This window comes from Streptomyces sp. NPDC001848 (assembly GCF_042891915.1).
Classification (GTDB): domain Bacteria; phylum Actinomycetota; class Actinomycetes; order Streptomycetales; family Streptomycetaceae; genus Streptomyces.
On record NZ_JBIATP010000011.1, the window covers coordinates 290,597 to 317,106 of the forward strand.

22 protein-coding genes are annotated in these 26,510 nt (G+C 71.6%); 6 read left to right on the top strand and 16 right to left on the bottom strand.

Features of this window, described 5'->3' with window-relative positions; all coding sequences use genetic code 11:
* Positions 1–103: 103 nt before the first annotated feature.
* On the top strand, positions 104–1,795 hold the full coding sequence (ctaD, locus tag ACFYZJ_RS24130) for a cytochrome c oxidase subunit I (protein ID WP_388571154.1): 1,692 nt from the start codon (positions 104–106) through the stop codon (positions 1,793–1,795).
* Here ctaD and ACFYZJ_RS24135 read toward each other — a convergent pair.
* On the bottom strand, positions 1,677–2,714 hold the full coding sequence (locus ACFYZJ_RS24135; RefSeq protein ID WP_388571156.1) for a helix-turn-helix transcriptional regulator: 1,038 nt from the start codon (positions 2,712–2,714) through the stop codon (positions 1,677–1,679). The genes ctaD and ACFYZJ_RS24135 overlap by 119 nt on opposite strands.
* A gap of 163 nt (positions 2,715–2,877) precedes the next feature.
* Positions 2,878–3,534 (bottom strand): transglycosylase family protein, encoded by a 657-nt coding sequence (locus ACFYZJ_RS24140; RefSeq protein ID WP_388571158.1) that lies wholly within the window; start codon positions 3,532–3,534, stop codon positions 2,878–2,880.
* Positions 3,535–4,074: 540 nt separating this feature from the next.
* Between ACFYZJ_RS24140 and ACFYZJ_RS24145 the strand changes: the two genes are divergently transcribed.
* Complete coding sequence (locus ACFYZJ_RS24145; RefSeq protein ID WP_388571159.1) at positions 4,075–4,848, top strand: hypothetical protein; 774 nt, start codon at positions 4,075–4,077, stop codon at positions 4,846–4,848.
* Positions 4,849–4,924: 76 nt separating this feature from the next.
* Positions 4,925–5,251, top strand: a complete 327-nt coding sequence (locus ACFYZJ_RS24150; protein WP_388571161.1) for a hypothetical protein — start codon at positions 4,925–4,927, stop codon at positions 5,249–5,251.
* 96 nt (positions 5,252–5,347) lie between these two features.
* Here the strand turns inward: ACFYZJ_RS24150 and der are convergent, their stop codons facing one another.
* The 14 genes from der to ACFYZJ_RS24220 all read right to left on the bottom strand — a co-directional run bounded on the left by der (position 5,348) and on the right by ACFYZJ_RS24220 (position 20,949).
* On the bottom strand, positions 5,348–6,829 hold the full coding sequence (gene der / locus ACFYZJ_RS24155; protein WP_388571162.1) for a ribosome biogenesis GTPase Der: 1,482 nt from the start codon (positions 6,827–6,829) through the stop codon (positions 5,348–5,350).
* Between the two features lie 63 nt (positions 6,830–6,892).
* The gene (locus ACFYZJ_RS24160; RefSeq protein ID WP_388571163.1) at positions 6,893–7,552 is read right to left on the bottom strand and encodes a lysophospholipid acyltransferase family protein; all 660 of its coding nucleotides are present in this window, start codon (positions 7,550–7,552) and stop codon (positions 6,893–6,895) included.
* Positions 7,549–8,244: a (d)CMP kinase gene (gene cmk, locus ACFYZJ_RS24165; RefSeq protein WP_388571165.1), complete on the bottom strand. Its 696-nt coding sequence runs from the start codon at positions 8,242–8,244 to the stop codon at positions 7,549–7,551. The genes ACFYZJ_RS24160 and cmk overlap by 4 nt, the downstream gene beginning before the upstream one ends.
* A gap of 166 nt (positions 8,245–8,410) precedes the next feature.
* Positions 8,411–9,496: a prephenate dehydrogenase gene (locus ACFYZJ_RS24170; protein WP_388571166.1), complete on the bottom strand. Its 1,086-nt coding sequence runs from the start codon at positions 9,494–9,496 to the stop codon at positions 8,411–8,413.
* Positions 9,493–9,855: a chorismate mutase gene (aroH, locus tag ACFYZJ_RS24175; protein WP_388571168.1), complete on the bottom strand. Its 363-nt coding sequence runs from the start codon at positions 9,853–9,855 to the stop codon at positions 9,493–9,495. Before aroH ends, ACFYZJ_RS24170 begins: the two co-directional genes overlap by 4 nt.
* 143 nt (positions 9,856–9,998) lie before the next feature.
* On the bottom strand, positions 9,999–11,078 hold the full coding sequence (locus ACFYZJ_RS24180) for a pseudouridine synthase (protein WP_388571170.1): 1,080 nt from the start codon (positions 11,076–11,078) through the stop codon (positions 9,999–10,001).
* Complete coding sequence (scpB, locus tag ACFYZJ_RS24185; protein WP_388571171.1) at positions 11,078–11,749, bottom strand: SMC-Scp complex subunit ScpB; 672 nt, start codon at positions 11,747–11,749, stop codon at positions 11,078–11,080. The genes ACFYZJ_RS24180 and scpB overlap by 1 nt, the downstream gene beginning before the upstream one ends.
* Positions 11,746–12,816: a segregation and condensation protein A gene (locus tag ACFYZJ_RS24190; protein WP_388571172.1), complete on the bottom strand. Its 1,071-nt coding sequence runs from the start codon at positions 12,814–12,816 to the stop codon at positions 11,746–11,748. Before ACFYZJ_RS24190 ends, scpB begins: the two co-directional genes overlap by 4 nt.
* Before the next feature lie 19 nt (positions 12,817–12,835).
* Complete coding sequence (locus ACFYZJ_RS24195; protein WP_388571174.1) at positions 12,836–13,438, bottom strand: hypothetical protein; 603 nt, start codon at positions 13,436–13,438, stop codon at positions 12,836–12,838.
* Positions 13,423–14,556 (bottom strand): ParA family protein, encoded by a 1,134-nt coding sequence (locus tag ACFYZJ_RS24200; protein WP_388571176.1) that lies wholly within the window; start codon positions 14,554–14,556, stop codon positions 13,423–13,425. The genes ACFYZJ_RS24195 and ACFYZJ_RS24200 overlap by 16 nt, the downstream gene beginning before the upstream one ends.
* Before the next feature lie 423 nt (positions 14,557–14,979).
* The gene (gene ald / locus ACFYZJ_RS24205; RefSeq protein ID WP_388571178.1) at positions 14,980–16,104 is read right to left on the bottom strand and encodes an alanine dehydrogenase; all 1,125 of its coding nucleotides are present in this window, start codon (positions 16,102–16,104) and stop codon (positions 14,980–14,982) included.
* Positions 16,105–16,239: 135 nt separating this feature from the next.
* Entirely contained in the window at positions 16,240–18,309 is a 2,070-nt protein-coding gene (locus tag ACFYZJ_RS24210; protein WP_388571179.1) for a tetratricopeptide repeat protein, read from the bottom strand.
* Between the two features lie 251 nt (positions 18,310–18,560).
* Positions 18,561–19,190: an NUDIX domain-containing protein gene (locus ACFYZJ_RS24215; RefSeq protein ID WP_388571181.1), complete on the bottom strand. Its 630-nt coding sequence runs from the start codon at positions 19,188–19,190 to the stop codon at positions 18,561–18,563.
* An 85-nt stretch (positions 19,191–19,275) separates the two neighbouring features.
* Positions 19,276–20,949, bottom strand: coding sequence for a CTP synthase (locus ACFYZJ_RS24220; protein WP_388571234.1), 1,674 nt, complete (start codon positions 20,947–20,949; stop codon positions 19,276–19,278).
* A gap of 492 nt (positions 20,950–21,441) precedes the next feature.
* Between ACFYZJ_RS24220 and ACFYZJ_RS24225 the strand changes: the two genes are divergently transcribed.
* The 3 genes from ACFYZJ_RS24225 (at position 21,442) to ACFYZJ_RS24235 (ending at position 26,507) form a co-directional block, all read left to right on the top strand.
* Entirely contained in the window at positions 21,442–23,244 is a 1,803-nt protein-coding gene (locus ACFYZJ_RS24225) for a glycoside hydrolase family 15 protein (protein WP_388571182.1), read from the top strand.
* Between the two features lie 190 nt (positions 23,245–23,434).
* Positions 23,435–24,817, top strand: coding sequence for an FAD-binding oxidoreductase (locus ACFYZJ_RS24230; RefSeq protein WP_388571184.1), 1,383 nt, complete (start codon positions 23,435–23,437; stop codon positions 24,815–24,817).
* A gap of 49 nt (positions 24,818–24,866) precedes the next feature.
* Positions 24,867–26,507 (top strand): PucR family transcriptional regulator, encoded by a 1,641-nt coding sequence (locus ACFYZJ_RS24235; protein WP_388571185.1) that lies wholly within the window; start codon positions 24,867–24,869, stop codon positions 26,505–26,507.
* The last annotated feature ends 3 nt before the right edge of the window (positions 26,508–26,510 follow it).

Below are 26,510 nucleotides of genomic sequence, written 5' to 3' on the forward strand. Positions count from 1 at the left end.
GCAGTCGGCGCCGTTGGCGGCGCGCGCATCATGACGCGAGCCCGCGGGAGTGCCGAGCCGCGGGCGCCGACAGGCCCAGGGCGCGACGAGCGAGAGGGCAAGCATGGGGACGGACACGGCGCGGGTGATCGCGGGGCCCGTACCGAGGAGACGGGCCGGGCGGCTGGTCGTCGACTGGCTGACGACCACCGACCACAAGAAGATCGGCCATCTCTATCTGATCACGTCGTTCGGCTTCTTCCTGATCGGCGGCGTCATGGCGTTGCTGATGCGCGCGGAACTGGCCCGGCCCGGCCTGCAGATCATGAGCAACACCCAGTACAACCAGCTGTTCACCCTGCACGGGACGATCATGCTGCTGCTGTTCGCGACCCCGACCTTCGCGGGCTTCGCGAACGAGATCATGCCGCTGCAGATCGGCGCCCCCGATGTGGCGTTCCCCAGGCTGAACATGCTGTCCTACTGGCTGTTCCTGTTCGGCGGGCTGATCGTGCTGGGGTCGCTGCTGACGCCGGACGGTGCCGCCGACTTCGGCTGGTTCGCCTACGCCCCGCTCAACAGCCACCAGCACACGCCGGGCATCGGCGCCGACATGTGGATCCTCGGGCTGGCGCTGGCCGGTTTCGGCACGATCCTCGGCGCGGTGAACTTCCTGACGACGATCGTCGGGATGCGCGCGCCGGGGATGACGATGTTCCGAATGTCGATCTTCACCTGGAACACGCTGTTCACGTCGATCCTCATCCTGATGGCGTTCCCGGTGCTGGCGGCGGCGCTGCTGGTCCTGGAGGCGGACCGGCGGTTCGGCTCGCAGGTGTTCGAGTCCGCGGACGGCGGCGCCATCCTGTGGCAGCACCTGTTCTGGTTCTTCGGCCATCCCGAGGTCTACATCATCGCGCTGCCGTTCTTCGGGATCATCACGGAGATCATCCCGGTCTTCAGCCGGAAACCGATCTTCGGCTACCTCACGCTGGTCGGCGCCACGATGGCGATCACGGGTCTGTCGATCGTCGTCTGGGCGCACCACATGTTCGCCACGCAGGCGGTGCTGCTGCCGTACTTCTCGTTCATGTCGTTCATGATCGCGGTGCCGACGGGGGTGAAGTTCTTCAACTGGAGCGGCACGATGCTGCGGGGCTCGCTGTCGTTCGAGACGCCGATGCTGTGGGCGACCGGCTTCCTGGTGTCGTTCCTGTTCGGCGGGCTGACCGGGGTGATCCTGGCGTCGCCGCCGCTGGACTTCCATGTCACCGACTCGTACTTCGTGGTTGCCCACTTCCACTACGTGGTCTTCGGCACGGTCGTCTTCGCGACCTTCGGCGGCTTCTACTTCTGGTGGCCCAAGTTCACCGGCCGGATGCTCGACGAACGGCTCGGCAAGATCCACTTCTGGACGCTGTTCACCGGCTTCCACACCACCTTCCTGGTGCAGCACTGGCTGGGCGCGGAGGGCATGCCGCGCCGGTACGCCGACTATCTGGCCGCCGACGGGTTCACCGCGCTCAACACCGTCTCCTCGATCGGCGCGTTCCTGCTCGGCCTGTCGACGCTGCCGTTCCTCTACAACGTCTGGAGGACCGGCCGGTACGGCCCGAAGGTGGAGGCCGACGACCCGTGGGGTTTCGGCCGCTCCCTGGAGTGGGCGACCTCCTGCCCGCCGCCGCGGCACAACTTCGTCACACTGCCCCGGATCCGCTCGGAGTCCCCGGCGTTCGACCTGCACCATCCGCTGTACGCCGGTCAGGCTCCGCAGCCCGAGCCAGAGCGGCATCAAGCCGGTCCCGGGCCGTCCTGATGATCTCGGTGAGCTCGGCGGGCTCCACGACCTCGAACGCGAAGCCGGTCATGATCACATGGACCAGCATCGCCTCCAGGCTCGGGGCCCCGGTGCGCAGCAGACAGCTGCCCTCGCTCTCCGCCTCCAGGGTCCCGGCCGACGGGGAGATGCGCTCGGCCGCCTCCTGCAGCGGCACCAGCAGCCGCAGGACGGCCCGCGCGGCGTACGCGCGCGTGGAGACGCCCCGTGACACATATGCGGCCAGGTCGTCGGCCGGGGGTGTGCGCGGGGTGAAGCGGGGGCCGTGCGGTGGCCTCGGGGTGATGCGGTCGACGCGGAAGGTGCGCCAGTCGTCGCGGTCGAGGTCCCAGGCGACCAGGTACCAGCGGCGCTCGGTGCACACCAGGCGGTGGGGCTCGACGGTACGGCGGGTGGGGGCACCGTCGTGATCGCGGTACTCGAAGCGCAGCCGCTCCGCGTCCCGGCACAGGTGGGCCAGCTCGGTGAGGAGGCCCGGGTCGACGGGGGACGGGGCCGGTCCGCGCAGCATGGGCACGGTGAAGGCGTTGAGGGCGCTCACGCGGCGGCGCAGCCGGTCGGGCAGCACCTGCTCCAGCTTGGCGAGGGCGCGAACGGAGCTCTCGCCGATGCCCTCGATCCCCTGCCCCGCGGCCGTGCGCAGCCCCACGGCCACGGCGACGGCCTCGTCGTCGTCCAGCAGCAGCGGCGGCAGCTCGGCTCCCGCACCGAGCTGGTAGCCGCCGCCGGTGCCGGGACTGGCGTTGACCGGGTAGCCGAGGTCGCGCAGCCGCTCCACATCGCGGCGGACGGTACGGGGGCTCACGCCGAGACGCTCGGCGAGGTCGGCTCCGGACCATTCGCGGTGGGTCTGGAACAGGGACAGCAGGCGCAGCAGTCGTGCCGAGGTCTCCAGCATGGGCCCGAGTCTGCCAGGCCTTGCGGACACCCCCTGTCCGCAAGGGCGACAGCGTCCGGGGCCGGCGTCTGAGGGCCACGGGGAGCGACGGCCGTCGGTCGTACACGAACGCGTCGGGCCCTGACGTCCCGCTGTGACGTCAGGGCCCGAGGGACGGGCGCGGTCAGAGTTCGAGCCGCTGCCCGGGAACGATCAGGTCGGGGTCGCCGCCGATGACCGCCTTGTTGCGCTCGTACAGCCGCTGCCAGCTGGTGCCGTGCCGCTCGGCGATGGCGCTGAGCGTGTCGCCCTGCCGCACGGTGTAGTCACCGCGGGAGGCGCTGCGGTTGACGTGGCCCGTCGAGCGCTGGGGCGCCTTCCACGACTGCTTGGCGGGGGCGGACTCGGTGGTGGCCGCGGTCGCGGACGAGCGGCTGCTCACCTCGGCGCCCGACGCGGCGGGCGCGCTGCCGTAGGCTCCGGCGCGCTGCGAGCAGACCGGCCAGGCGCCCCAGCCCTGGGCCTGCTGGACCTTGCCGGCGACGGCGATCTGCGCCTCACGGGAGGCCTGGTCGGCGGTCGGGGCGTAGGCCGTGCCGCCGTACGCGCGCCAGGTGCCGGCGGAGAACTGCAGTCCTCCGTAGTAGCCGTTGCCGGTGTTGATGTGCCAGTTCCCGCCGCTTTCGCACTGGGCGATGCGGTCCCACACTCCACCGTCGGCCGCGGCGGCGTTGCCGGTCGCGGCGAGCAGTCCGAGCGGGGCGAGCAGGGCCGCGCCGGCGAGGACCGCCGAGTTACGGGTCGTACGAGTCTTACGGGTGTTATCGGCACATTCGGACATGTAATTCCCTCTCCACAGACCCGGATCCCCCAAGGCGGGGCGCGCCGTCCCGCGCATGGAACGCGGTCGTCGCACTCCGCCCCGTCCACCGGAGGTGGTGCTGCGCGCCGGCGGTGCGGCGCGGCCGGTGGACGTACCCGGGCGGTGCTCGTTGCACACGGCGGAGGAATGTAAGGAGGTCGGCGGTCCGGAATCAACCAACTAGCTGTCATTCCAGGCCAGTTGGCTGTTACCGCAGGTATCGACGATTTCCGGCCACCCATTTCATGCGCCGATTTCCTGATTTGTCGACCAGTGACCGCGACGATTTGTGAGTCAGTTCACGGAACCAAATCCCGTCCGGATCCCGGAAGTTGACATGGAGTAACCGATTCCGCAAGGAGCCTCACCCTGCGCGCTGGTTGGTTCGATTCCGTTCGCCTCCGGGCGTGACTCCGGCCACAGATCGCCCGTTGTCATCTTCATGAGCCGGGGACCCCCGGGCTCATGGGCCGGGAGCCACCCGGCACCGTCACGTACCGCATCCCGAGGGAGCCACCCGTGCCGCGCATGCTCGACGTCAGCGACGCCGTACGCGCCGAGATCGGCGACGAAGAAGCCGATCGGCTGCTCGCCGGAGACAACACCCCGGGCAGTTACGACTGCACCTCCTGCCGCACGCCGGGCGACTCCGAACAGGAGCGCACCAGCACCGTCCTGTTCGTCGGCGAGGAGACGGCCGTCCTCGCCTTCGCCCACGCCACCTGCCTGCCCTCCCAGGTCGTCCAGGTCACCGAGGAGCAGCTGCAGGGCGCCGTCCGCTCCATCACCGCCCACCAGGGGGCCGGCACGGCCGTCCCCGAACAGGCGGTGCTCGGTGTCACCAGCGGACTGGTCCTGATCGCCGGGGAACTGCACCCGGCGCTCGTCGTGGAGCCGACCGCACCGATCGCCCGCCCGGGCACGACCGGGATCGGCGACGACTTCCTGCCCCTGCTCATCGAGCAGGGCTTCATGCCGCTGACCGCGATCGAGTCGGTGCCGCCGGTGCTGCACGGCTGGTCGGTGCTGCTCGCCGTGGGCCAGCTGCACGCGGTGCTGCAGCCCGGGGCGAACGGCGGGCAGCCGGTGGCGTGGTGGCAGGCGCACCAGCCGCTACAGGTGACGGACGGGTGGCGGGCGGCCGCCAACAAGCACCAGCAGGTCCTGATGTTCGCGGCGCCGGTGGGGTCGATCGGGCGTCAGCCACGCGAGGACCTGCTGCGGGAGGCGCTGGACAGGGCAGCGGCGAACGGCAAGCTCGTGGCCGCGGCGCTGCCTCTGGCGGGCATCTGAGGCCTGGGCGCCGCCGCTGCCGACGAAGCGGACTAATCGTGCGCATCCCTTGGGCGGCGGGGTCGTTGGCACCTACGTGCACGCATATGACGTCCCCCGCCGCCAGTCCTATCAGCCGATCCGCTCCGGGGCAGCAGCCCAGGACCCCTCCGCCACGCCGATCTACGACGCGCTCTACGCCGAGTACGTCCGGTCCTTCCGGGCATGCCCGGGCGACCGCAGTGGCGAGGAGGAGCTGGGCTTCACCGCCTTCTCCGCGTCCCCCCAGCACGGGACCGGGCGCCTGACCGCCCAGTACGGCCATACGGCCTCGGCGGCCACGGTCTGGCAGCAGGTGGCGCGGCACGCGCGGGGCATGCACCACGTCCCGGCGCTGCCGCCCGCACCACGCAGGGGACTGTGAACGCGGCGGCAGAACAGAGGAACACGAAGAGGGCCGGTCCCCTGCGGGACCGGCCCTCGTGTCACTTCATGTCGTGCGCCTGTCGCTTCCTGTCGGTCACTTCTTCTTGCTGCGCTTCTCGCGCACACGGACCGAGATGTGGATCGGCGCCCCCTCGAAGCCGAACTCCTCGCGCAGCCGCCGCTCGATGAAGCGGCGGTAGCCCGCCTCGATGAAGCCGGAGGCGAAGAGCACGAACCGCGGCGGCTTGGTGCCCGCCTGCGTACCGAAGAGGATGCGCGGCTGCTTGCCGCCCCGGACGGGGTGCGGGTGCGCGGCGACGAGCTCGCCGAGGAACGCGTTGAGGCGGCCCGTCGGCACCCGGGTCTCCCAGCCCGCGAGGGCGGTCTCGATCGCCGGGACCAGCTTCTCCATGTGGCGGCCGGTGCGCGCCGAGACGTTCACGCGCGGCGCCCACGCGACCTGGCCCAGCTCGGTCTCGATCTCCCGCTCCAGGTAGTAGCGGCGCTCCTCGTCGAGGGTGTCCCACTTGTTGAAGGCGAGGACGAGCGCACGACCCGCCTCCACCGCCATGGTGACGATGCGCTGGTCCTGGACGGAGATGGACTCGGAGGCGTCGATGAGGACGACCGCGACCTCGGCCTTCTCGACCGCCGCGGCGGTGCGCAGCGAGGCGTAGTAATCGGCGCCCTGCTGGAGGTGGACCCGCTTGCGGATGCCGGCCGTGTCGACGAACTTCCAGGTCTTGCCGCCGAGTTCGATCAGCTCGTCGACCGGGTCGCGGGTGGTGCCCGCGAGTTCGTTGACGACGACGCGCTCCTCGCCCGCGACCTTGTTCAGCAGCGAGGACTTGCCGACGTTCGGGCGGCCGATCAGGGCCACCCGGCGCGGTCCGCCGACCCCGGCGCCACCGAAGGTCTGGGCGGGCGCTTCGGGCAGGGCCTCGAGGACGGCGTCCAGCATGTCGCCGGTGCCGCGGCCGTGCAGCGCCGAGACGGGATGCGGCTCACCGAGGCCCAGGTTCCACAGGTACGCCGCGTCGGCCTCGCCGCTCGGGCCGTCGACCTTGTTGGCGCACAGCACCACCGGCTTGCCGGCCTTGCGCAGCAGCCGGACGACGGCCTCGTCGGTGTCGGTGGCGCCGACCTTGGCGTCGACGACGAACACGACCGCGTCGGCGGCCTCGATCGCGTACTCGGCCTGCGCGGCCACGGAGGCGTCGATGCCGAGGACGTCCTGCTCCCAGCCGCCGGTGTCGACGACCTTGAAGCGGCGGCCCGCCCACTCCGCCTCGTAGGTGACGCGGTCGCGGGTGACACCGGGCTTGTCCTCGACCACGGCCTCACGGCGGCCGATGATGCGGTTCACCAGGGTCGACTTGCCGACATTGGGGCGGCCGACGACGGCGAGCACGGGCAGCGGGCCGTGTCCGGCCTCCTCGATGGCGCCCTCGACGTCCTCCAGGTCGAAGCCCTCTTCCGCGGCGAGCTCCATGAACTCCGCGTACTCGGCGTCGCCGAGCGCCCCGTGCTCGTACTCGTGCTCGGCCGAGCCGTCGGGCTGGATCTGGTCGTTCATGAAGTCCGTACCTCGTTCATCGTGGTGATCGGTGGAACACCGCTGGTCACGGTGATCCACTACTCAAGTCTCGCTCTTGCGCCCGGTAAGGCGCCTGGCGTTTTCCAGGTGCTCGGTGAGCTGCTTCCGGATGCGCACGGTCGCCTCGTCCAGTGCCTTGCGCGTACGCCGCCCGCTGCCGTCGCCCGCCTCGAACGGTTCGCCGAAGACGACATCGATACGGCTGCGCAGCGGGGGCAGCCCCTGTGTCAACCGACTGCTCCGCTCGGAACTTCCCAGTACCGCGACCGGAACGATCGGCGCCCCGCTGCGGACCGCGAAGTAGGCGAGCCCGGCGCGCAGCGAGGCGAAGTCGCCCTCGCCGCGGGTGCCCTCGGGGAAGATGCCGAGGACTCCCCCGTTCTCGAGCACGCCGAGCGCCCGGGTGATGGCCGTGCGGTCGGTGGCCGTGCGGTCCACCTTCAGCTGGCCGATCCCGCTCAGGAACGGGCCGAGCGGGCCGACGAACGCCTCCTTCTTGATCAGGAAGTGCGTCGGCCGGGGCGCCACGCCCATGACCATGGGCCCGTCGATGTTGTGGGAGTGGTTCACGGCGAGGATCACCGGGCCGCTCGCGGGCACCTTCCAGGCGCCGAGCACGCGCGGCTTCCACAGCCCGTACATCAGCGCGACGCCGATACGCCGCCCCACCTCGGCGCCGAGCAGCGAAGGAGCCTCGGTCACTTCCCGGCCCGCTTCTCCTCGACGAGGGTGACGACGCACTCGATGACCTGCTGGAGAGTGAGGTCGGTGGTGTCCACCTCGACCGCGTCGTCCGCCTTGGCGAGCGGGGACGTCCTGCGGCTGGAGTCGGCCGCGTCCCGCTTGATCAGCGCCTCACGGGTGGCGTGCAGGTCCGCGCCCTTCAACTCGCCGTTGCGGCGGGCGGCGCGCGCCTCCGGGGAGGCGGTGAGGAAGATCTTCAGGTCGGCGTCGGGCAGCACGGTGGTACCGATGTCACGGCCCTCGACGACGATGCCGTTCTCGGCGGAGGCGGCGATCGAGCGCTGCAGCTCGGTGATCCGGGCCCGCACCTCGGGCACCGCGCTGACCGCGCTGACCTTGGAGGAGACCTCCGGGGTGCGGATCGGGCCGGAGACGTCCGCGCCGTCCACGGTGATGGTGGGGGCCTTCGGGTCGGTGCCGGAGACGATCTCCGGCTTGCCCGCCACGGCCGCGATCGCGGTGGGGTCCGTTATGTCGATGCCGTTGTTCACCATCCACCAGGTGATCGCCCGGTACTGGGCGCCGGTGTCCAGGTAGCTCAGCCCGAGCTGTGCGGCCACGGCCTTCGAGGTGCTCGACTTGCCCGTGCCAGCGGGGCCGTCGATGGCGACAATCACTGCCGGGGCGGTCCGGGCGGCGCCGTTTTCCACGGTGGGAACACCTTCCTGGTGCGGTGTGGCGGATGTGTGGGCGGGGCGCGGGCCTGGAAGCGCCCCGCACAAGGTTACTGGCTCGCCGGGCCCGGTATGCCGGGCCTTCCCCGCACCTGGGCGGGGCAGCGCCCGGCACGGACCCGTGACCGGTCGTACGCCCGCCCTACTGCCTGATCACCCAGCCGCGCTCCCGCAACGCGGCGCTCAGCACCGGGGCGGCCGTCTGTTCGACCATGAGCTGCACCAGGCCGGCCTGCTGCCCCGTCGCGTGCTCGATGCGGACGTCCTCGATGTTGATCCCGGCCCTGCCCGCGTCCGCGAAGATACGGGCCAGCTGGCCGGGCTGGTCGTCGATGAGGACGGCCACGGTCTCGTACGCGCGCGGGGCGCTGCCGTGCTTGCCGGGCACCCGGACCTGCCCGGCGTTTCCGCGTCGCAGCACGTCCTCGATGCCCTCGGCGCCCTCACGCCGCTTGGCGTCGTCGGAGGACTGCAGGGCCCGCAGGGCCTGGACGGTCTCGTCGAGGTCGGCGGCGACCTCGGAGAGCAGATCGGCGACCGGGCCCGGGTTGGCGGACAGGATGTCGATCCACATACGGGGGTCGGAGGCCGCGATCCGGGTCACATCCCGGATGCCCTGCCCGCACAGCCGCACGGCCGCCTCCTCGGCGTGCTCCAGGCGCGCGGCGACCATGCTGGACACCAGGTGGGGCATGTGCGAGACGAGCGCGACGGCCCGGTCGTGGGCGTCGGCGTCCATGACGACCGGCACGGCACGGCAGTGCGAGACCAGCTCCAGGGCGAGGTTCAGCACCTCGGTGTCGGTGTCCCGGGTCGGGGTGAGCACCCAGGGTCGGCCCTCGAACAGGTCGCCACTGGCCGCCAGCGGGCCGGACTTCTCCCGTCCGGACATGGGGTGGGTGCCGATGTACGAGGCCAGGTCCAGGCCGAGGGCCTCCAGCTCGCGGCGCGGTCCGCCCTTGACGCTGGCCACGTCGAGGTAGCCGCGCCCGAGGCCGCGCCGCATGGCGTCGGCGAGCGCGGCGGCCACATGGGCGGGCGGGGCGGCGACGATCACCAGGTCGACCGGGCCCTCGGGCGCCTCGTCGGTGCCCGCGCCGAGCGCGGCGGCCGTACGGGCCTGCTCGGGGTCGTGGTCGGCGAGGTGCACGGTGACCCCGCGGGCGGCGAGCGCCAGGGCCGCGGACGTGCCGATCAGCCCCGTACCGATGACGAGTGCGGTCCTCACTGGGCGATGTCCTTGCGAAGGGCGGCGGCGGCACCGAGGTAGACGTGCGCGATCTCGGAGCGCGGCTTGTCGGACTCGATGTGGGCGAGGATGCGGACGACCCGGGGCATCGCGCCCTCGATGTCCAGTTCCTGGGCGCAGATCAGCGGTACGTCGACGATGCCGAGCTTGCGGGCGGCGGCCGCCGGGAAGTCGCTGTGCAGGTCGGGTGTGGCCGTGAACCAGATGCTGATCAGGTCGTCGGTGGTCAGCCCGTTGCGCTCCAGGATGGCGGTGAGCAGGGCACCGACCTGCTCGTCCATGTGCCCGGCCTCGTCCCGCTCGAGCTGAACGGCGCCACGGACCGCTCGTACCGCCACGGTGGTGCTCCTTGCTGATCTACGAAAAGGTCTGCTCACCAGCGTAGGGCACCCCCGCGCCCCAAAGGGGCGCGGGGAACTGCGCGATCAACCGCGACGAGCCCGCATTCGCCAACCGGCAGCAGGACCCGAGCTCTCAGGCGTTAGAGATCGACTTCCCTCATCAGCATCCCGACCTCCGTGTTGGACAACCGCCGAAGCCACCCGGACTTCTGGTCCCCCAGCGTGATCGGGCCGAAGGCCGTCCGCACCAGCTTGTCCACAGGGAACCCGACTTCCGCGAGCATGCGCCGCACAATGTGCTTGCGGCCCTCGTGCAGCGTCACCTCGACGAGGTAGTTCTTGCCGGTCTGCTCGACCACCCGGAAGTGGTCCGCGCGCGCGTACCCGTCCTCCAGCGGGACGCCCTCCTTCAGCCGCTTGCCGAGGTCGCGCGGGATCGGGCCCACGATGTGCGCGAGGTAGGTCTTCTTCACGCCGTACTTGGGGTGGGTCAGCCGGTGCGCCAGCTCGCCGTGGTTGGTGAGCAGGATGACGCCCTCGGTCTCGGTGTCGAGCCGTCCGACGTGGAAGAGCCGGGTCTCCCGGTTGGTGACGTAGTCGCCGAGGCACTGGCGGCCCTCCGGGTCCTCCATCGTGGAGACGACACCGGCCGGCTTGTTGAGCGAGAAGAACTGGTACGACTGCGTGGCCACGGTCAGCCCGTCGACCCTGATCTCGTCCTTCTCCGGATCGACCCGCAGGCCCTGCTCGGTGACGATCTCGCCGTTGACCTCGACCCTGGCCTGCTCGATCAGCTCCTCGCAGGCCCGCCGGGAGCCGTAGCCGGCGCGCGCGAGCACCTTCTGCAGGCGCTCGCCCTCCTGCTCGGCGCCCGGGAAGGTCTTGGGCAGCTTGATGTCCTTCTTCCCGGCGTACCGCGCCCGGTTGCGCTCCTCGATCTGCGCCTCGTACTCGCGCGGGCGCGCCGGGGCCGTACGATCGCGCCCGCCCCGCTGCTGGGGCTGCTGGGGCTGCTTGGGGCCGCCCTTGGCGCCGCCGCGGGCCGCGCCGCCGCGCCCGGACTTCGGGCCGTCCTTCGTGGCGCCCGGGCCGACGTCGTAGCGGCGCTCCTCGGGGCGGGGCTTGCGGGGGCGGCCCTGCCCCTGCTTCTGGTCCCTGTTGTTGCCGGCACCGCGGTGGTTACCGCGCCCGCCGCTCTTGCCGCTGCCGCTGCTTCGCATCAAAGTTCCGTCGTCGTCTTCGTCGTGTGATCGTCGTCTGCGTCCGGAGCATCGGGAGCGTCCGGGTCGAACGACGGTACGCCCTCCTGGGTCTCGGCCTCGATCGCCTCCGCCTCCGGGAGGAAGGGCGCGAGCTCCGGAAGCTCGTCCAGGCCGCGCAGGCCCATCCGCTCCAGGAAGTAGTTCGTCGTCCTGTACAGGATCGCACCTGTTTCGGGTTCCGTGCCCGCCTCCTCGACGAGACCGCGCTGGAGCAGGGTGCGCATGACACCGTCGCAGTTCACCCCGCGCACCGCGGAGACACGGCTGCGGCTGACCGGCTGGCGGTACGCGACCACGGCCAGGGTCTCCAGGGCGGCCTGGGTGAGGCGGGCCTGCTGCCCGTCGAGCACGAACCGCTCCACGGCGGGCGCGTACGCGGCGCGGGTGTAGAAGCGCCAGCCGCCCGCGACGAACCGCAGCTCGAAGCCGCGGCCCTGCACGGTGTACTCGTCGGCGAGCTCGCGCAGGGCGTCGGCGATCTGCCTGCGGGGGCGCTCAAGGATCTTGGCCAGGTGCTCCTCGGTGGCGGGCTCGTCCACGACCATGAGGACGGCCTCAAGGGCGGGCTTGAGGTCGAGGCCGGCGACCGTGTTCAGCCCGGCCGGTACGTCGATGGTGTCCTCGCTCACGCCTTCTCCTCCTGTTGGGGCTGCTTGGCCTCCTCGGGCGGCCGGTCGAACTCGTCGGTGACCATCGGGGTCTCGTCCCCGTCGCCGCCCGTCCAGCGCACGATCAGCTCACCGAGGGCGGCCTCCTGCTCCAGCGCCACGGCCTTCTCCCGGTACAGCTCCAGCAGGGCGAGGAAGCGGGCGACGACGGTGAGGGTGTCGTCGGTGTCCTCGACCAGTGTGCGGAAGCTGGCCTCTTTGAGCTCCCTCAGCCGTGCCACGACGATCCCGGCCTGCTCCTGCACGCTGACGAGCGGGGCGTGGATGTGGTCGACGTACACCTGGGGCTTGGGCTTGGGCTGCATCGCCTTGACGGCGAGCTTGGCGAAGCCCTCCGGGCCGATGCTGATGACGACTTCGGGGAGCAGCTCGGCGTGGTGGGGCTCGAGGCCCACGGTCCGTGGGTGGCGCCGGGCTTCTTCCTCCGTCCTCCGGTTGAAGATCTCCGCGATCTGTTTGTACGCCCGGTACTGCAGCAGCCGCGCGAACAGCAGGTCCCGGGCTTCGAGCAACGCGAGGTCGGCCTCGTCCTCGACCTCGGCCGCGGGCAGCAGCCGCGCGGCCTTGAGGTCGAGCAGCGTGGCGGCGACGACGAGGAACTCGGTGGTCTGGTCGAGGTCCCAGTCCGGCCCCATGGCCCGGATGTGCGCCATGAACTCGTCGGTCACCTTGGACAGGGCGACCTCGGTGACGTCGAGCTTGTGCTTGGAGATCAACTGGAGGAGCAGATCGAAGGGGCCCTCGAAGTTGTCGAGCCGGACCTTGAAGACTCCGTCACCGGGTTCCGCCGGGGGTTCGGCGGCCCGAGGCCCTTCGGACGCGGGTTCCGGTTCGGGCCGGGGGTCGGGGTCCACGGCGGGCGGTACGGGCTCGGCCCCGCCGCCGTCGCGCCCACCGGCGTCAGGCGAAGAATCCTCCTCGGCCACCGACAGGCTCTCCGCCTCGACCGGAGCAGGCGGCGCCGCGGCCCCGGGGCCCAGCCCCAGCACCCGGCGGCGCCCGGCGGAGCCGGATTCGTTCGAGGTCATAGCCGTCGCAGGCTACCTCTTACCGCCCCCGGAGCCGACGTACGAGAATGCTCGCGTCCCCCCGGGACTCCAGATCCGCCAGCACCACGGCGACGGCCTCCCGCACGATCCGTCCGCGGTCCACCGCGAGCCCGTGCTCGCCGCGGAGCACCAGCCGCGCGTGCTCCAGGTCCATCAGCTCCTCAGCGGACACGTACACGGTGATCTTCTCGTCGTGCCGCTCCCGCCCGCTGGGCCGCCGCCCGGCCGCACGCCCCCGCTTGCGCGGCTGGGCCGCGGAGGCAGGCCCGGCGGATGCGGCAGCGGATCCGGCAGAACCTTCCTGCGCCACCGCGCCACGTCGCGTGCTCCGCTCCGCGGTGGCGGAGCGGGCACGGGACTCCCCGGCCCCCGCCTCCGTGACATCCGCCGCAACGTGCTCGTCGCCCTCGCCGTCGCCGCCCTGCACGGGCACCGACGGCGGTGCGTCCTCCGCCGGGGCGGCCGGGTCGCTCTCGCCCGCGGGAGCCGGCACCCGGGCCTCGCCGTTGGCCTGGCGCCTGGGAGTGGACGCCTGGAGCGCCATTCCCCCGGTGGTACGGAACAGTTCGTCGGCCCCAGGCAGACTCACTCGGCGTGACACCGGGCGAGCACCTCCCTGGCGAGCTGGCGGTAGGCGGCGGCACCGACGGAGTTGGAGGCGTACGTGGTGATCGGCTCACCGGCGACCGTGGTCTCCGGGAAGCGCACGGTCCGGCCGATCACCGTGTGGTAGACGTGGTCGTCGAACGCCTCGACGACCCGCGCGAGCACCTCACGGCTGTGCACGGTTCGGGAGTCGTACATCGTGGCGAGGATGCCGTCGAGTTCGAGCTCCGGGTTGAGCCGCTCCTGGACCTTCTCGATGGTCTCGGTGAGCAGCGCGACACCGCGCAGCGCGAAGAACTCGCACTCCAGCGGCACGATCACCTTGTGCGCCGCGGTGAGCGCGTTCACGGTGAGCAGGCCGAGCGAGGGCTGGCAGTCGATCACGATGTAGTCGTAGTCCGGCAGCAGCGGCTTGAGCGCCCGCTGGAGCGTGGACTCGCGCGCGACCTCCGACACCAGCTGGACCTCGGCGGCCGACAGGTCGATGTTGCTCGGCAGCAGGTCCATGTTGGGGACCGCGGTCTTCAGCAGGACCTCGTCCGCGGACATGCCCCGCTCCATGAGCAGGTTGTAGACGGTGAGGTCCAGCTCCATGGGGTTCACGCCGAGGCCCACGGAGAGCGCGCCCTGCGGGTCGAAGTCGACGAGCAGCACCCGGCGGCCGTACTCCGCGAGCGCGGCACCCAGGTTGATGGTCGACGTGGTCTTGCCTACGCCGCCCTTCTGGTTGCACATCGCGATGATGGTGGCCGGGCCGTGGTTGGTCAGCGGTCCGGGGATCGGGAAGTACGGCAGCGGACGGCCGGTGGGGCCGATGCGCTCGCGGCGCTGGCGGGCCGCGTCGGGCGCGAGCGTGGCCGCGTACTCGGGATCGGGCTCGTATTCGGCGTCGGGGTCGTAGAAGTGCCCGTCGGGCAGCTCTTCGTAGTCGGCGAAGTGGTTGTGGACCCCGCCACTTCCGTCGCCGGCCATGGCGTTCACGTGTTGGCCATCCATGCTCTGGTGTGCTGTCTGAGCCATGTGGGGGCGCTGGCTCTGGTGGGCTGCGAAGGTACGGACAGCGACGGAGCCGACAGCCTCGAGCCCCGTGGGGCCCGAGCCCCGCGCAGGCATTCCTGGTTGACCACCCCCGGGAGTAAATGTCGACTCATTCACAAGTCGTCTTACCTCCTTGGTGACCAGGAAACTTCTAGACAGGTCAGCGTGGCACCATGCCGACGGTTGGCGACTCTATGGCGTGTCGGCGGTCCGCAGCAACACAATCCGCCGGACCCGGATCGATGTGTCGGCAATGAAACATCCCGCTGTCAAGGGCGTCCGGGCGTCGTTCGCCCGGTTTCACCGGTGTGCGAAACGGTGGAAGGGTTGCGTTCGAGGCGACTTGAACGAGTGTCGCCAAAGTGACCATACACACATCCGGCCGGACCTTGTCGGGCAAGGTCCGGCCGGATGAGCGGTGTTGACGAGGCGTGTTGACCTATCGCCTTGTGGGCACGGGAAATCGAACCGGTCCGGTGGCCGGTCTGCCGTCGGGCGCTAGCCGAGCAGGGATTCCAGCTCGACGTGCTCCAGGCCGTGTGCCTCGGCGACCTCCTTGTAAACCACCTTGCCGTCATGGGTGTTGAGGCCCCTGGCCAGCGCGGGGTCGCGGCGCAGCGCCTCGACCCAGCCGCGGTTGGCGAGTTCCACGATGTAGGGCAGCGTGGCGTTGGTGAGCGCGTAGGTGGAGGTGTTGGGGACGGCGCCGGGCATGTTGGCGACGCAGTAGAAGACCGACTCGTGCACCCTGAAGGTCGGCTCGGCGTGGGTGGTCGGCCGGGAGTCCTCGAAGCAGCCGCCCTGGTCGATCGCGATGTCGACAAGGACACTTCCGGGCTTCATGCGGGAGACCAGCTCGTTGGTGACCAGCTTCGGTGCCTTGGCGCCCGGGATGAGGACGGCGCCGATGACGAGGTCGGCGTCCAGGCACGCCTTCTCCAGCTCGAAGGCGTTGGAGACGACGGTCTGGATCTTGGTGCCGAAGATCTTGTCGGCTTCCTTGAGCTTGTTGATGTCCTTGTCGAGCAGGGTGACGTGGAAGCCCATGCCGATGGCGATCTGCGCGGCGTTCCAGCCCGACACGCCGCCGCCGATGACGACGGCCTTGGCGGCGGGCACGCCCGGGACGCCGCCGGGCAGCACGCCGCGGCCGCCGTTCTTGGCCATGAGGTGATAGGCGCCGACCTGCGGGGCCAGCCGGCCCGCGACCTCGGACATGGGGGCAAGCAGCGGGAGCGCGCGGTTCGGCAGCTCGACCGTCTCGTAGGCGATCGCCGTGGTGCCGGACTCCAGCAGCGCGTCCGTGCACTCCTTGGAGGCGGCCAGGTGCAGGTAGGTGAAGAGCGTCTGGTCCTTGCGGAGGCGGTGGTACTCCTCGGCGATGGGCTCCTTGACCTTCAGCAGCAGGTCGGCGGCGGCCCACACCTCGTCGGCGGTGTCCAGGATCTGCGCGCCTGCGGCGACGTACTCCTCGTCGGGGATCGAGGAGCCGACACCGGCGTTCCGCTCGACGACGACCTGGTGGCCGTGGCGCACCAGTTCGTGCACGCCGGCGGGGGTGATGGCCACCCGGAACTCGTTGTTCTTGACCTCGCGGGGGATGCCGACCTTCACGTCGATCACGGTCCTTGGCTCAGGGAATGTGGGGGCATTGCTAGAGATACCCGGGCGCACAGGGCATACCGGGAGACACCGCCGGAGAACGTGCGGCAGAGCCAGTCTAATGAAGGTGTTCCCGCTGTCTAGCCTTTCATTGCATTAATCTTCAGCGGGTGTACTGCGGATTTCGTAGGCGTTAGCAGTGTGTTCCCAGGTCGGTGGGCTCTCCTGGGGCCCCTCTCCCAGCATGCGCTCGGCCGCCGACCGGTGCAGGAAGGCCGCCGCCGGGTCGCCGAGCCGCTCCAGGGTGTCGGCGACCCGGAGCCGGAGCGCCGCCTGCAGCCGCGTGTCGTCGGCCTGCCGCGCCCACTCGACGGCCTCCTCGCAGGTGCGCAGCGACTCCTCGGGACGGCCGGCGTACTCCTGGACGCGGGCCAGTTCGCTCAACGCCCGGGCGTGCGCGGCCACATCGCCGCTCCTGCGGTGCATGGCGATCGCCGCGCTCCAGTTGCGCTGCGCCTCGCCGTAGCGGCCCGCGTAGGTCTGGACGGTGGCGAGGCGGCCGTACAGGCGGGCGGCCTCCGCGCGCTCGTCGCGGGCGAGGCGATGGGCCAGGGCCCTGGCGTACCAGTCGGCTGCCCGGTCGAAGTCGCCGAGCTCCTGGTGGGCGCCGCCTACGGATTCCATCGCGCGGCCGGTCGCATACGGGTCGTCGCCGGCCCGCCCGGCGTCCACCGCGGCCCGGTAGCGGGCCAGCGCCTCCCTGGTACGTCCGGTCCGGGCGTCCACGTCGGCGAGGTTCAGCAGGGCCGCCGCTTTCTCGCGGTGCAGGCCGCGGCGCTCGGCGACATCGAGAACGAGCCGGTGGATGCCGTACAGCTCGGGCGCGGCGGCCCGGGTGCCGAAGTGGGCGACGAGGGCCCGCACCAGCGCGGCCATCAGGCGCCGGGCGAGGGTGTCCAGCTCACCGTCGGCGACCGCCAGCCGGGCCGACGCCAGCAGCGCGGGCTGCCGCAGGCGCAGCCAGTCCTCGGCCGCGCGGGGACTCGCGAAGCGCAGGTCGCGGGGCAGTGCGGCGAGCTTCTCGCGGGCCTCGGGGCTGTCGGTCTCGGTGATCAGCCGGCTGGACCGCAGCAGCCGCACCGTCCGCTCCAGCATCCGGGCGCGGGCCAGCTGCAGCTCGGCCGGGCGGTCGTGACGCTCGGCGAGCCCGCGCAGCAGGGGCAGCAGGCAGCCCGGGACCTCGTACTGCGGCAGCGGCCCCGCGAGGCACCGCAGGAAGCCGCGCTCCGTGAGAACGTCGAGGACGGTGCCGGCGGTGTCCACCGGGCAGCCGGCCAGCGCGGCGGCGGTATGCGGGTCGGGCAGGCCGGCGGGGGCCAGGCAGAGCAGCCGCAGCATCCGCTGGGCGGGGTCCGACAGTGCCTCGTAGGAGAGCCGGAAGGTACGGGCGAGGGGCGGCCCGTCGTCGGCGCCGGTACGCAGGTGCCGGGCGAGGTCGGCGACGCCGGCCTGGGGGTGGGCGGCGAGCCAGCCCCCGGCGAGGACGAGCGCGGCGGGCTGGCCCGCGCACTCCTCGACGAGCCCCTCGGCGGCACGCGGGTCAACGGTGACGCGTACGGAGCCGGCGTACCGGGTGACGAGCTCCAGGGCGGCCTTGGTGTCGAGGCCGCCGAGGGTGCAGGGGCGTACGTCCGCGATGCCGGTCAGCGGGCCTTTCGCGACGGCGACGACGAGGCAGTCGGGGGTGTCCGGCAGCACCGCGTCCACCTGTTCGGCGGACACCGCGTCGTCGAGCAGCAGCAGCGCACGGCGCTCCGCGAGGGCCGCCCGCACCGCCTGACCGAGCTCGTCCTCGTCGGCGCCGGGCGGGGTGGGCAGGGCGAGGGCGGTCAGCAGCTCGCGGGCGGTGCGCTCGGTGGGAACGGGGGTGCCGTCGGGCTCACTGAGCCGGGCGCGCAGCACACCGTCCGGGTAACTGTCCGCCACCTGGCGCACCAGTTCCTCGGCGAGCGCGGTGCGGCCGTACCCGGGGCGGCCGGCGACGAGCAGCACCCGGGCGCGGGGCGTCTTGCGTCCGGCGAGGGTGTCCAGGCCCGCGCGCTCGATGTCGGCGCGGAGTTCCTTCAGCTCCCGTGTGCGGCCGAGGAACTGACCGTGGCCGACCACGGGACCCGGGGCGCTGCCCGACCGCACGCCGCCGTCTGTGTCCACCGCCTGATCGGTCACGGGCGCACTCCGTCCCACTGCGCACACGGGCCGCCGGGGCCCAGGTTCTGTCAGAGCCTAGTTGACGCTCTGCGACGATCCCGGCGGAGCGCGGCGAACGGATCCCCCGATCGGATCAGACGATCGTCCCACCGACGAGAGGCGGGAAAGGCAGGGACGGCGGGGCGAACCGAACCCGGCCCAGAGCCCGTTCGACACCCGTCCGGGGGCGGGACGGAGCCCCCTGAGGACGGCGTGCCCGGCCGGGGCCCTCAGGCTTCGAACGGCCGGGCCGGCCACGGAGCCTCGGCCGGGCGCAGGGCGTCCAGGCCCTCACCGGTCCGCGCGGCGACCAGCGACAGCACGCCCACGACGAGGCAGTTGTTGTGGAGGTCGCCCGCCAGGACACCGCGCACGAGGTCCGCCACCGGCACCCGGGCCAGCTCCATGTCGGACTCCTCGTCCTCCACCTGGAAGCGCTGCCCGTCGGCCTCGGACAGGTCGCGGGCGAGGAAGATGCGCACCGCCTCGTCGCAGCCACCGGGCGTGGTGTAGGCGTCGGTCAGCACGCGCCAGTCCTCCGCCTTGACGTGCGCCTCCTCGTACAGCTCGCGCTGGGCGGCGTGCAGCGGGTTCTCACCGGGGACGTCGAGCAGGCCGGCCGGGATCTCCCACAGCTTCTGGCGCACCGGGTGGCGGTACTGCCGGATGACCAGCACCCGGTCCTCGTCGTCCAGGGCGAGGACGGCCACGGACCCGGGGTGGACCTGGTAGTCGCGGCGCGCCACCGAGCCGTCCGGCATGACCACGTCGTCGGTGCGGACGGAGGTCTTGTTGCCGACGAACGGGGTCTGGCTCGCCCGGATCTCCCACTCCTCGGCGGTGTCCTTGATCGTCGTCATGTCGCCCTGTTCCTCCCACACCTTGCACGAAACCGGGGTACGCCTCCGGAAGGACGCGTACCCCGGCCACCGTACAGGCCCCGTGTTACTTGCCGTTCTTTCCGTTCTTCCGCTCCACGGCCGCCTTCACCAGGCCCGCGAACAGCGGGTGCGGGCGGGTCGGGCGGGAACGCAGCTCGGGGTGCGCCTGGGTCGCCACCAGGTAGGGGTGCACCTCGCGCGGGTACTCCACGTACTCCACGAGCTTGCCGTCGGGCGACGTCCCGGAGAACACGATGCCCGCCTTCTTCTCCAGCTCGGCGCGGTAGGCGTTGTTCACCTCGTAGCGGTGGCGGTGGCGCTCCTCGACGTACTCCTTGCCGTCGTAGACCTCGCGCACGATCGAGCCCTCGGCGAGCTTGGCCGGGTACATGCCGAGCCGCATCGTTCCGCCCATGTCGCCCTCGCCCGCGACGATGTCGAGCTGCTCGGCCATGGTGGAGATGACGGGGTGGGCGGTGGCGGCGTCGAACTCGGTGGAGTTCGCGTCGGGGATGCCCGCCAGGTTGCGCGCGGCCTCGATCACGATGCACTGCAGGCCGAGGCAGAGACCCAGCAGCGGGATCTTGTTCTCACGCGCGTACTGGATGGCGCCGACCTTGCCGGACACGCCACGGTCGCCGAACCCGCCCGGGATGCAGATCGCGTCCACGTCGGACAGCTGCTTCTTGGCGCCCGCCGGGGTCTTGCAGTCGTCGGACGTGACCCACTTGATCTTCACCCGGGCCTTGTTGGCGAAGCCGCCGGCGCGCAGCGCCTCGGTCACCGACAGGTAGGCGTCGGGCAGGTCGATGTACTTGCCGACCAGCGCGAGGGTGACCTCGTGCCGGGGGTTGTGGACGCGGTCGAGCAGGTCGTCCCAGGTCGTCCAGTCCACGTCGCGGAAGGGCAGGTCCAGCTTGCGGACGACGTAGGCGTCCAGGCCCTCGGAGTGCACGACCTTCGGGATGTCGTAGATCGAGCGGGCGTCCGGACAGGCCACGACGGCGGCCTCGTCGACGTCGCACATCAGGGAGATCTTGCGCTTGATCGCGGTCGGCACCTCGCGGTCGCAGCGCAGCACGATCGCGTCCGGCTGGATACCGATGTTGCGCAGGGCGGCCACGCTGTGCTGGGTCGGCTTGGTCTTCAGCTCGCCGGAGGGACCGATGTAGGGCAGCAGCGAGATGTGCACCACGAAGACGTTGTCGCGGCCGACCTCGTGGCGGACCTGGCGGACGGTCTCCAGGAACGGCAGCGACTCGATGTCCCCGACCGTGCCGCCCACCTCGGTGATCACCACGTCCACCTCGTCGGTGGCCATACGGCGGATGCGGTGCTTGATCTCGTTGGTGATGTGCGGGATGACCTGCACGGTGTCGCCCAGGTACTCGCCGCGCCGCTCCTTGGCGATCACCGTCGAGTAGACCTGCCCGGTCGTGACGTTCGCCGAGCCGTCCAGGTCGCGGTCGAGGAAGCGCTCGTAGTGCCCGATGTCCAGGTCGGTCTCGGCGCCGTCGTTGGTGACGAACACCTCGCCGTGCTGGAAGGGGTTCATCGTGCCCGGGTCGACGTTCAGGTACGGGTCGAGCTTCTGCATCACGACGCGCAGGCCCCGGGCCTTGAGCAGCATGCCGAGGCTGGAGGCGGTCAGACCCTTGCCGAGCGAGGAGGCGACACCCCCGGTGACGAAGATGTGCTTGGTCGTCGAGGTGCTGTTTCGAAAAGCAGCGGGCGGCATGGCCAAGAGGGGGCTCCCGTGGTCGCGGTCTGGGGTGCGGTACGGCTGGTCCTCGAAGTATTTTTTTCGGGGGTGCCGTCGCTGCGGTTCGGGGGTTTCGAGCCCACCGGTCCACGGGCTACCAGCGTATCAGCGCCGCGAGGGGACTGCTTCCGGCCACGCTCCGCGCACGTGTCACCACGGACGCGCGAACCTTAAGAGGTTTTCACCGGTGTTTCACCCGCGGCTCACTCGTTCGGGGCAGTCCGGTTGCCCGGCGGGGCACGCGGATCATGCAGGTGCGTCGTATCCTGCTCGGACACTCTCTGCCGAGCACCCCCGGAAAACGGCACCACCCCCGCCGGTCACCGGAACAACAAGAGCTCGTCAGTTCGTTGAACATCGACTGCATCATTTTCGAATGGGTCGGTGAACAACGCGTTTCTCATGACCCCCATGACCGCACAGAGCGACCGCCCCCCGGGGCGACGTGGCCGTTCGACTGGAGTTGCATTGGCCGGGCGCATCGAAGACTACGCACTCATCGGAGACATGCAGACCGCGGCGCTGGTCTGCCGGGACGGCACCGTGGACTGGCTGTGCCTGCCCCGCTTCGATTCCCATGCCGTCTTCGCGGGACTGCTCGGCACGGAGGAGCACGGCTTCTGGCGGCTCGGCCCGGCCCACGCGTCGGACGCCGAGCCCCCGAGGGCGACCCGGCGCACCTACCGCGGCGAGTCGCTGATCCTGGAGTCCGAATGGGACACCCCGCGCGGCACGGTCCGGGTCATCGACCTCATGCCGCCACGTGACGGCGCGCCCCAGCTGATCCGGATCGTGGAGGGCGTCACGGGCCGGGTGCCGATGCGGTCGGCGCTGCGCATGCGGTTCTCCTACGGGCGCATCGTGCCCTGGGTGCACAAGCACGAGGGCCGCACGGTGGCGGTCGCCGGACCGGACTCGGTGTGGTTCGACACCGAGGCCGAGACGTACGGCAAGGGGCTGACCACGTACGCGGACTTCACGGTCGCACCGGGTGACCGGATCGGGTTCACGATCTCCTGGCAGCCCTCGCACAAGGAGCCGCCGCCGCTGCCGGAGCCGGAGCAGTCGCTGGAGGCGACCGAGGACTTCTGGCGCGAGTGGGTGGAGCACTGTACGTACCACGGCCCCTACCGCGAGGCCGTCATCCGCTCGCTGATCACTCTCAAGGCACTGACATACGCGCCGACGGGCGGCATCGTGGCCGCGCCCACGACCTCCCTGCCCGAGGAGATCGGCGGCGTGCGCAACTGGGACTACCGCTACACCTGGCTGCGGGACGCGGCGATCACCCTGTCGTCGCTGCTGCGCACCGGCTACCGCGAGGAGGCCCGCGCCTGGCGCGAGTGGCTGCTGCGGGCCGTGGCCGGCGACCCCGAGAACCTGCAGATCATGTACGGCATCGCGGGCGAGCGGGAGCTGGGCGAGGCGGAGCTGGACTGGCTGCCCGGCTACGAGAACTCGGCTCCGGTGCGCGTCGGCAACGGCGCCGCGCACCAGTTGCAGCTGGACGTGTACGGAGAGGTCACCGAGGCTCTGCACCTGGCCCACATGACCGGGCTCGCCCGCAACGACTACGCCTCCCTGCTCCAGCTGAAGCTCATCCGCTACCTGGAGCAGCACTGGGACGAGCCGGACGAGGGCATCTGGGAGGTGCGCGGCCCGCGCCGGCACTTCGTGCACTCCAAGGTGATGGCCTGGGTGGCGGTGGACCGCACGATCAAGCTGCTCGAGTCCGGGGAGGCGGACGGACCGCTGGAGAAGTGGCGCGAGCTGCGCGACGACATCCACCGCGACGTGTGCGAGAAGGGCTACGACAAGGAGCGCAACACCTTCACGCAGTCGTACGGCTCCAAGGAGCTGGACGCCTCGCTGCTGCTGATCCCGCAGATGGGCTTCCTGCCGCCGGACGACAAGCGGGTGATCGGCACGATCGAGGCGATCCAGCGCGAGCTGTCCACGCCGGACGGCTTCATCCTGCGCTACCCCACCTCGGGGGAGGAGGAGGGCGTGGACGGGCTGCCGGGCGACGAGGGCGCGTTCCTCGCCTGCTCGTTCTGGATGGCCGACGACCTGGCGATGATCGGCCGCGTGGACGAGGCCCGCAAGCTGTTCGAGAAGCTGCTGGCACTGCGCAACGACGTGGGGCTGCTCGCGGAGGAGTGGGACCCGCGCCTGAAGCGCCAGGTCGGCAACTTCCCGCAGGCGTTCAGCCACGTGCCGCTGATCGACACGGCACTGCGGCTTACGGCTTCCGGGGCGTACGGGGGCTGAGTACGCGGACTGGGCCTTGACGGGCGGCTGCGTGCGGCCCGCCCGTACAGGCCCTGCGGGGAGCGGTGCCGGAGGGCGCCGGTCGTCCGCCGCGTCCAGCGGCGGTGTACTGGCCGGCGAACCGCGCCGATGCACCGGGCCCCCTAGGCTGGAGCCAGCCCTGTCCCCTCGCCGGAAGGGGGCGGCCGCCATGGCTCCCCTGTCCAAGGCACGCACCGCTCTCGCAGCGCTCCGCGCGGAGCTGGCGGGTGACGTCTTCGCCCCGGGCGACCCTGGCTACGACGAGGCCCGTACCGTCTTCAACGCGATGATCGACCGCCATCCGGCCGTGATCGCGCGGTGCGCGGGGGAAGCCGACGTCGTGCGCGCGGTGCGCTTCGCACGGGACCTGGATCTGAAGATCGCCGTACGGGGCGGCGGGCACAGCGTCGCCGGCATGGCGGTCAATGACAACGGCCTGGTCGTGGATCTTCGCCGGATGCACGAGGTCGTCGTCCATCCCGGCTCCGCTGCGGTACGCGTCGAGGGCGGAGCCGTCATGAGCCACCTGGACCGCGCCACCCAGCCCCACGGGCTCGCCACCACCGGCGGCCGGGTCTCCACGACCGGCGTCGGCGGCTTCGTGCTCGGTGGTGGCAGCGGCTGGCTGGACCGGGCCTTCGGCCTCGCCGTCGACAACCTGCTGGGCGTCGAATTGGTGACCGCGGACGGCACCGCGGTGCTGGCGACCGCAGAGGAGAACCCCGAACTGTTCTGGGCCCTGCACGGCGGCGGCGGCAACTTCGGTGTCGCCACCGCGCTCACGCTGAGCCTGCACGAGTTGCCCGAGTTCTCCATCGCGCTGCTCATGTTCGTGCCCGAGACAGGCCCGGAGGCGGTCCGGGTCTTTCGCGACATCATCGCCACCGGCCCGCCGGAGGTGGGCGGCGGCGTGCTCTACATCACCGGTCCGCCCGAGCCGTTCGTACCCGAGCACCTGGTGGGGACGCTGCTGTGCGCCGTGCTGGTCACGTACGTCGGCGGCGAGGACGACCTGCGCAAGCTCGCCCAGCCGCTGCTGGCGCTGCCGCACCCGGCCGAGGTCGTCTCCGCGATGCCGTACGCCGACTTCCAGTGCATGCTCGACGCCCCTCCCGGGCTGCGGAACCACTGGTCCGTCGAGTACGTGAGCGCTCTGCCCGACGAACTGGTCGACGCCTTCTGTGCCCGCGCTCCCTTCATGCCCGTCCCCTCGGCCTGTCAGCAGGCGCTGTTCCCGCAGGGCGGCGCGATCGCCTCCGGCCCGGCCGAGTTCCCCGTCCCCTACCGGGACGCGGCCTGGGCCGTGCATCCCTTCGGTGTCTGGGAGGACCCGGCGGACGACGAGCGGGCCGTGCGGTGGGTCAGGGACGTGCGCGCCGACGTCCGGCCCTGGCGCACCGGGGCGGTCTACCTCAACTTCATCGGGGACGAGGGCAGGGACCGGGTGGTGGCCGGGCTCGGCACCGAGAACCTCAACCGGCTGGCGCGGGTCAAGCGGCGCTACGACCCGGACAACGTGTTCCGCCACAACCACAACATCCAGCCCCTCTGACCGGGGCCCGGCGCTGTGCCCGGGGCGTCGGCGCAGGTAGCGTCGCCGCATGGACAGCCGTTTCGAACTGCCCGGCAGCGAGGGCGCCGGCATCACGGTGCGGCGGGCGCTGGAGCTGCCCGGGCTGCGCAGCGGGCTGCCGGAGGTCCTGGCGGGCGCCGACCGGCTGGGCCGCACGGTGCGCTGGGTGCACGCGGGCGAGGTGCCGAACATCGCCTCGCTGCTCAAGGGCGGTGAGCTGCTGCTGACCACCGGGTACGGGCTCGGCACCCGCCCCGCCGACCAGCGGGCGTTCGTCCGCACGCTGGCCGAGCGCGGTATCGCGGCCCTGGTGGTGGAGCTGGGCACCCGGTTCACCCGGCTGCCCGCCGCCCTCGTGGAGTCGGCGCGGGCCGCCGGGTTGCCGCTGGTGCAGCTGCACCGCGAGGTGCCGTTCGTGACGGTCACCGAGGAGATCCACACCGAGATCGTCAACGGGCACTACGCGCTGCTGCAGCGGGCCGAGGAGGTGCACCGCCGCTGTACCGAGGCGCTGCTCGGCGGTGGCGGGGTGCCGCAGGTCCTGGGCGTCCTGGCCGACTTCGGCGGCAATCCGGTCTTCCTGGAGACCGCCGACGGTCAGCTGCTCTACGCCGCCGGGACCGGGTTCGCGGACACCGACCCGCTGCAGGTGTGGGAGGGGCTGCGCGGCCCCCACAAGGACGAGCCGCCGGCCGGGACGGTGATCGTCGACGTGCCCGGTGGCGGGCCCGGCGCGGGGTCCGTACGGGCCCGGCTGGTGCTGCTCCCGGTGAGCGGGCCGGTGGCGCCGGTGCACCGGATCGCCGCCGAGCGGGCGGCGGGCATCCTCGCCGTGGTGCTGATGCAGGCCCGGCAGGAGGAAGAGCTGGCGGCACGCGGGCGCGGTGACTTCCTCACCGACCTCGCCGAGGGCCGCGTCGCCGCCGACGACGCGCCCACGCAGGCCCGGGTGCTGGGTTTCAAGCCGGGTCGCGGGCCACTGCTGCCGGTGGTGATGCGGCTGGCGGACGGGCCCGCGCCGGGCGGCGGGGGCTGGGCGGTGCTGGCGCGGGCGGTCGCGGAGGAGCTGGCGTCGGTGGGCGTGCCGGTGCTGCTGGGTGTGCGGCCGGTGGAGGGGCGGGTGCCACTGCTGCTGGGGCTGCGCTCGGAGTCGGAGCGGGCGGCGGTCGCCGACCGGGTGGCCGGGGCGCTGCGGGCGGGTGCGGAGCGGGCGGGCATGCGGCGGCCGGGCGCCAGGCCGCCCGTGGTGGTGGTCGGGGTGGCGGGCGGCTGGGCAGCGGCCTCGGCGGGGCTGCGGCACGCGGCGGAGACCGCGACGGCGGCGCAGGGGTTGCCGGAGCTGCCCTGGTACGACGCCCGCCGCCTGGACATCGACCTGCTGCTGTGGCGGCTGCGCGACCATCCGGACCTGGCGGCGTTCGTGGACCGCGCGATCGGCCCGCTGCGGGAACACGACGACCGTTCGAAGCCGTCGCTGCTGCCGACGCTCCAGACGTATCTGGCGCATGCGGGCCGCAAGGCGGAGACCGCCCGCGAGCTTCATCTGAACCGGCAGACGCTCTACAACCGGCTGGCGCGGATCGGGGAGCTGCTGGGCGCGGACCTGGACGACCCGCAGACGGTCCTGACGCTGAGCCTGGCACTGCGGGCCCGCCGCCACGTGCCCTGACCC

Excerpts from the sequence above, each read along its gene's own strand:
- ctaD (WP_388571154.1), top strand. The coding sequence starts at position 104 with ATGGGGACGGACACGGCGCGGGTGATCGCGGGGCCCGTACCGAGGAGA.
- ACFYZJ_RS24220 (WP_388571234.1), bottom strand. The coding sequence starts at position 20,949 with ATGCCGCCCGCTGCTTTTCGAAACAGCACCTCGACGACCAAGCACATC.
- ACFYZJ_RS24235 (WP_388571185.1), top strand. The coding sequence starts at position 24,867 with ATGGACAGCCGTTTCGAACTGCCCGGCAGCGAGGGCGCCGGCATCACG.
- ACFYZJ_RS24135 (WP_388571156.1), bottom strand. The coding sequence starts at position 2,714 with ATGCTGGAGACCTCGGCACGACTGCTGCGCCTGCTGTCCCTGTTCCAG.
- der (WP_388571162.1), bottom strand. The coding sequence starts at position 6,829 with ATGAACGACCAGATCCAGCCCGACGGCTCGGCCGAGCACGAGTACGAG.
- ACFYZJ_RS24230 (WP_388571184.1), top strand. The coding sequence starts at position 23,435 with ATGGCTCCCCTGTCCAAGGCACGCACCGCTCTCGCAGCGCTCCGCGCG.
- ACFYZJ_RS24140 (WP_388571158.1), bottom strand. The coding sequence starts at position 3,534 with ATGTCCGAATGTGCCGATAACACCCGTAAGACTCGTACGACCCGTAAC.
- ACFYZJ_RS24190 (WP_388571172.1), bottom strand. The coding sequence starts at position 12,816 with ATGACCTCGAACGAATCCGGCTCCGCCGGGCGCCGCCGGGTGCTGGGG.
- ACFYZJ_RS24180 (WP_388571170.1), bottom strand. The coding sequence starts at position 11,078 with ATGCGAAGCAGCGGCAGCGGCAAGAGCGGCGGGCGCGGTAACCACCGC.
- ACFYZJ_RS24215 (WP_388571181.1), bottom strand. The coding sequence starts at position 19,190 with ATGACGACGATCAAGGACACCGCCGAGGAGTGGGAGATCCGGGCGAGC.
- ACFYZJ_RS24200 (WP_388571176.1), bottom strand. The coding sequence starts at position 14,556 with ATGCCTGCGCGGGGCTCGGGCCCCACGGGGCTCGAGGCTGTCGGCTCC.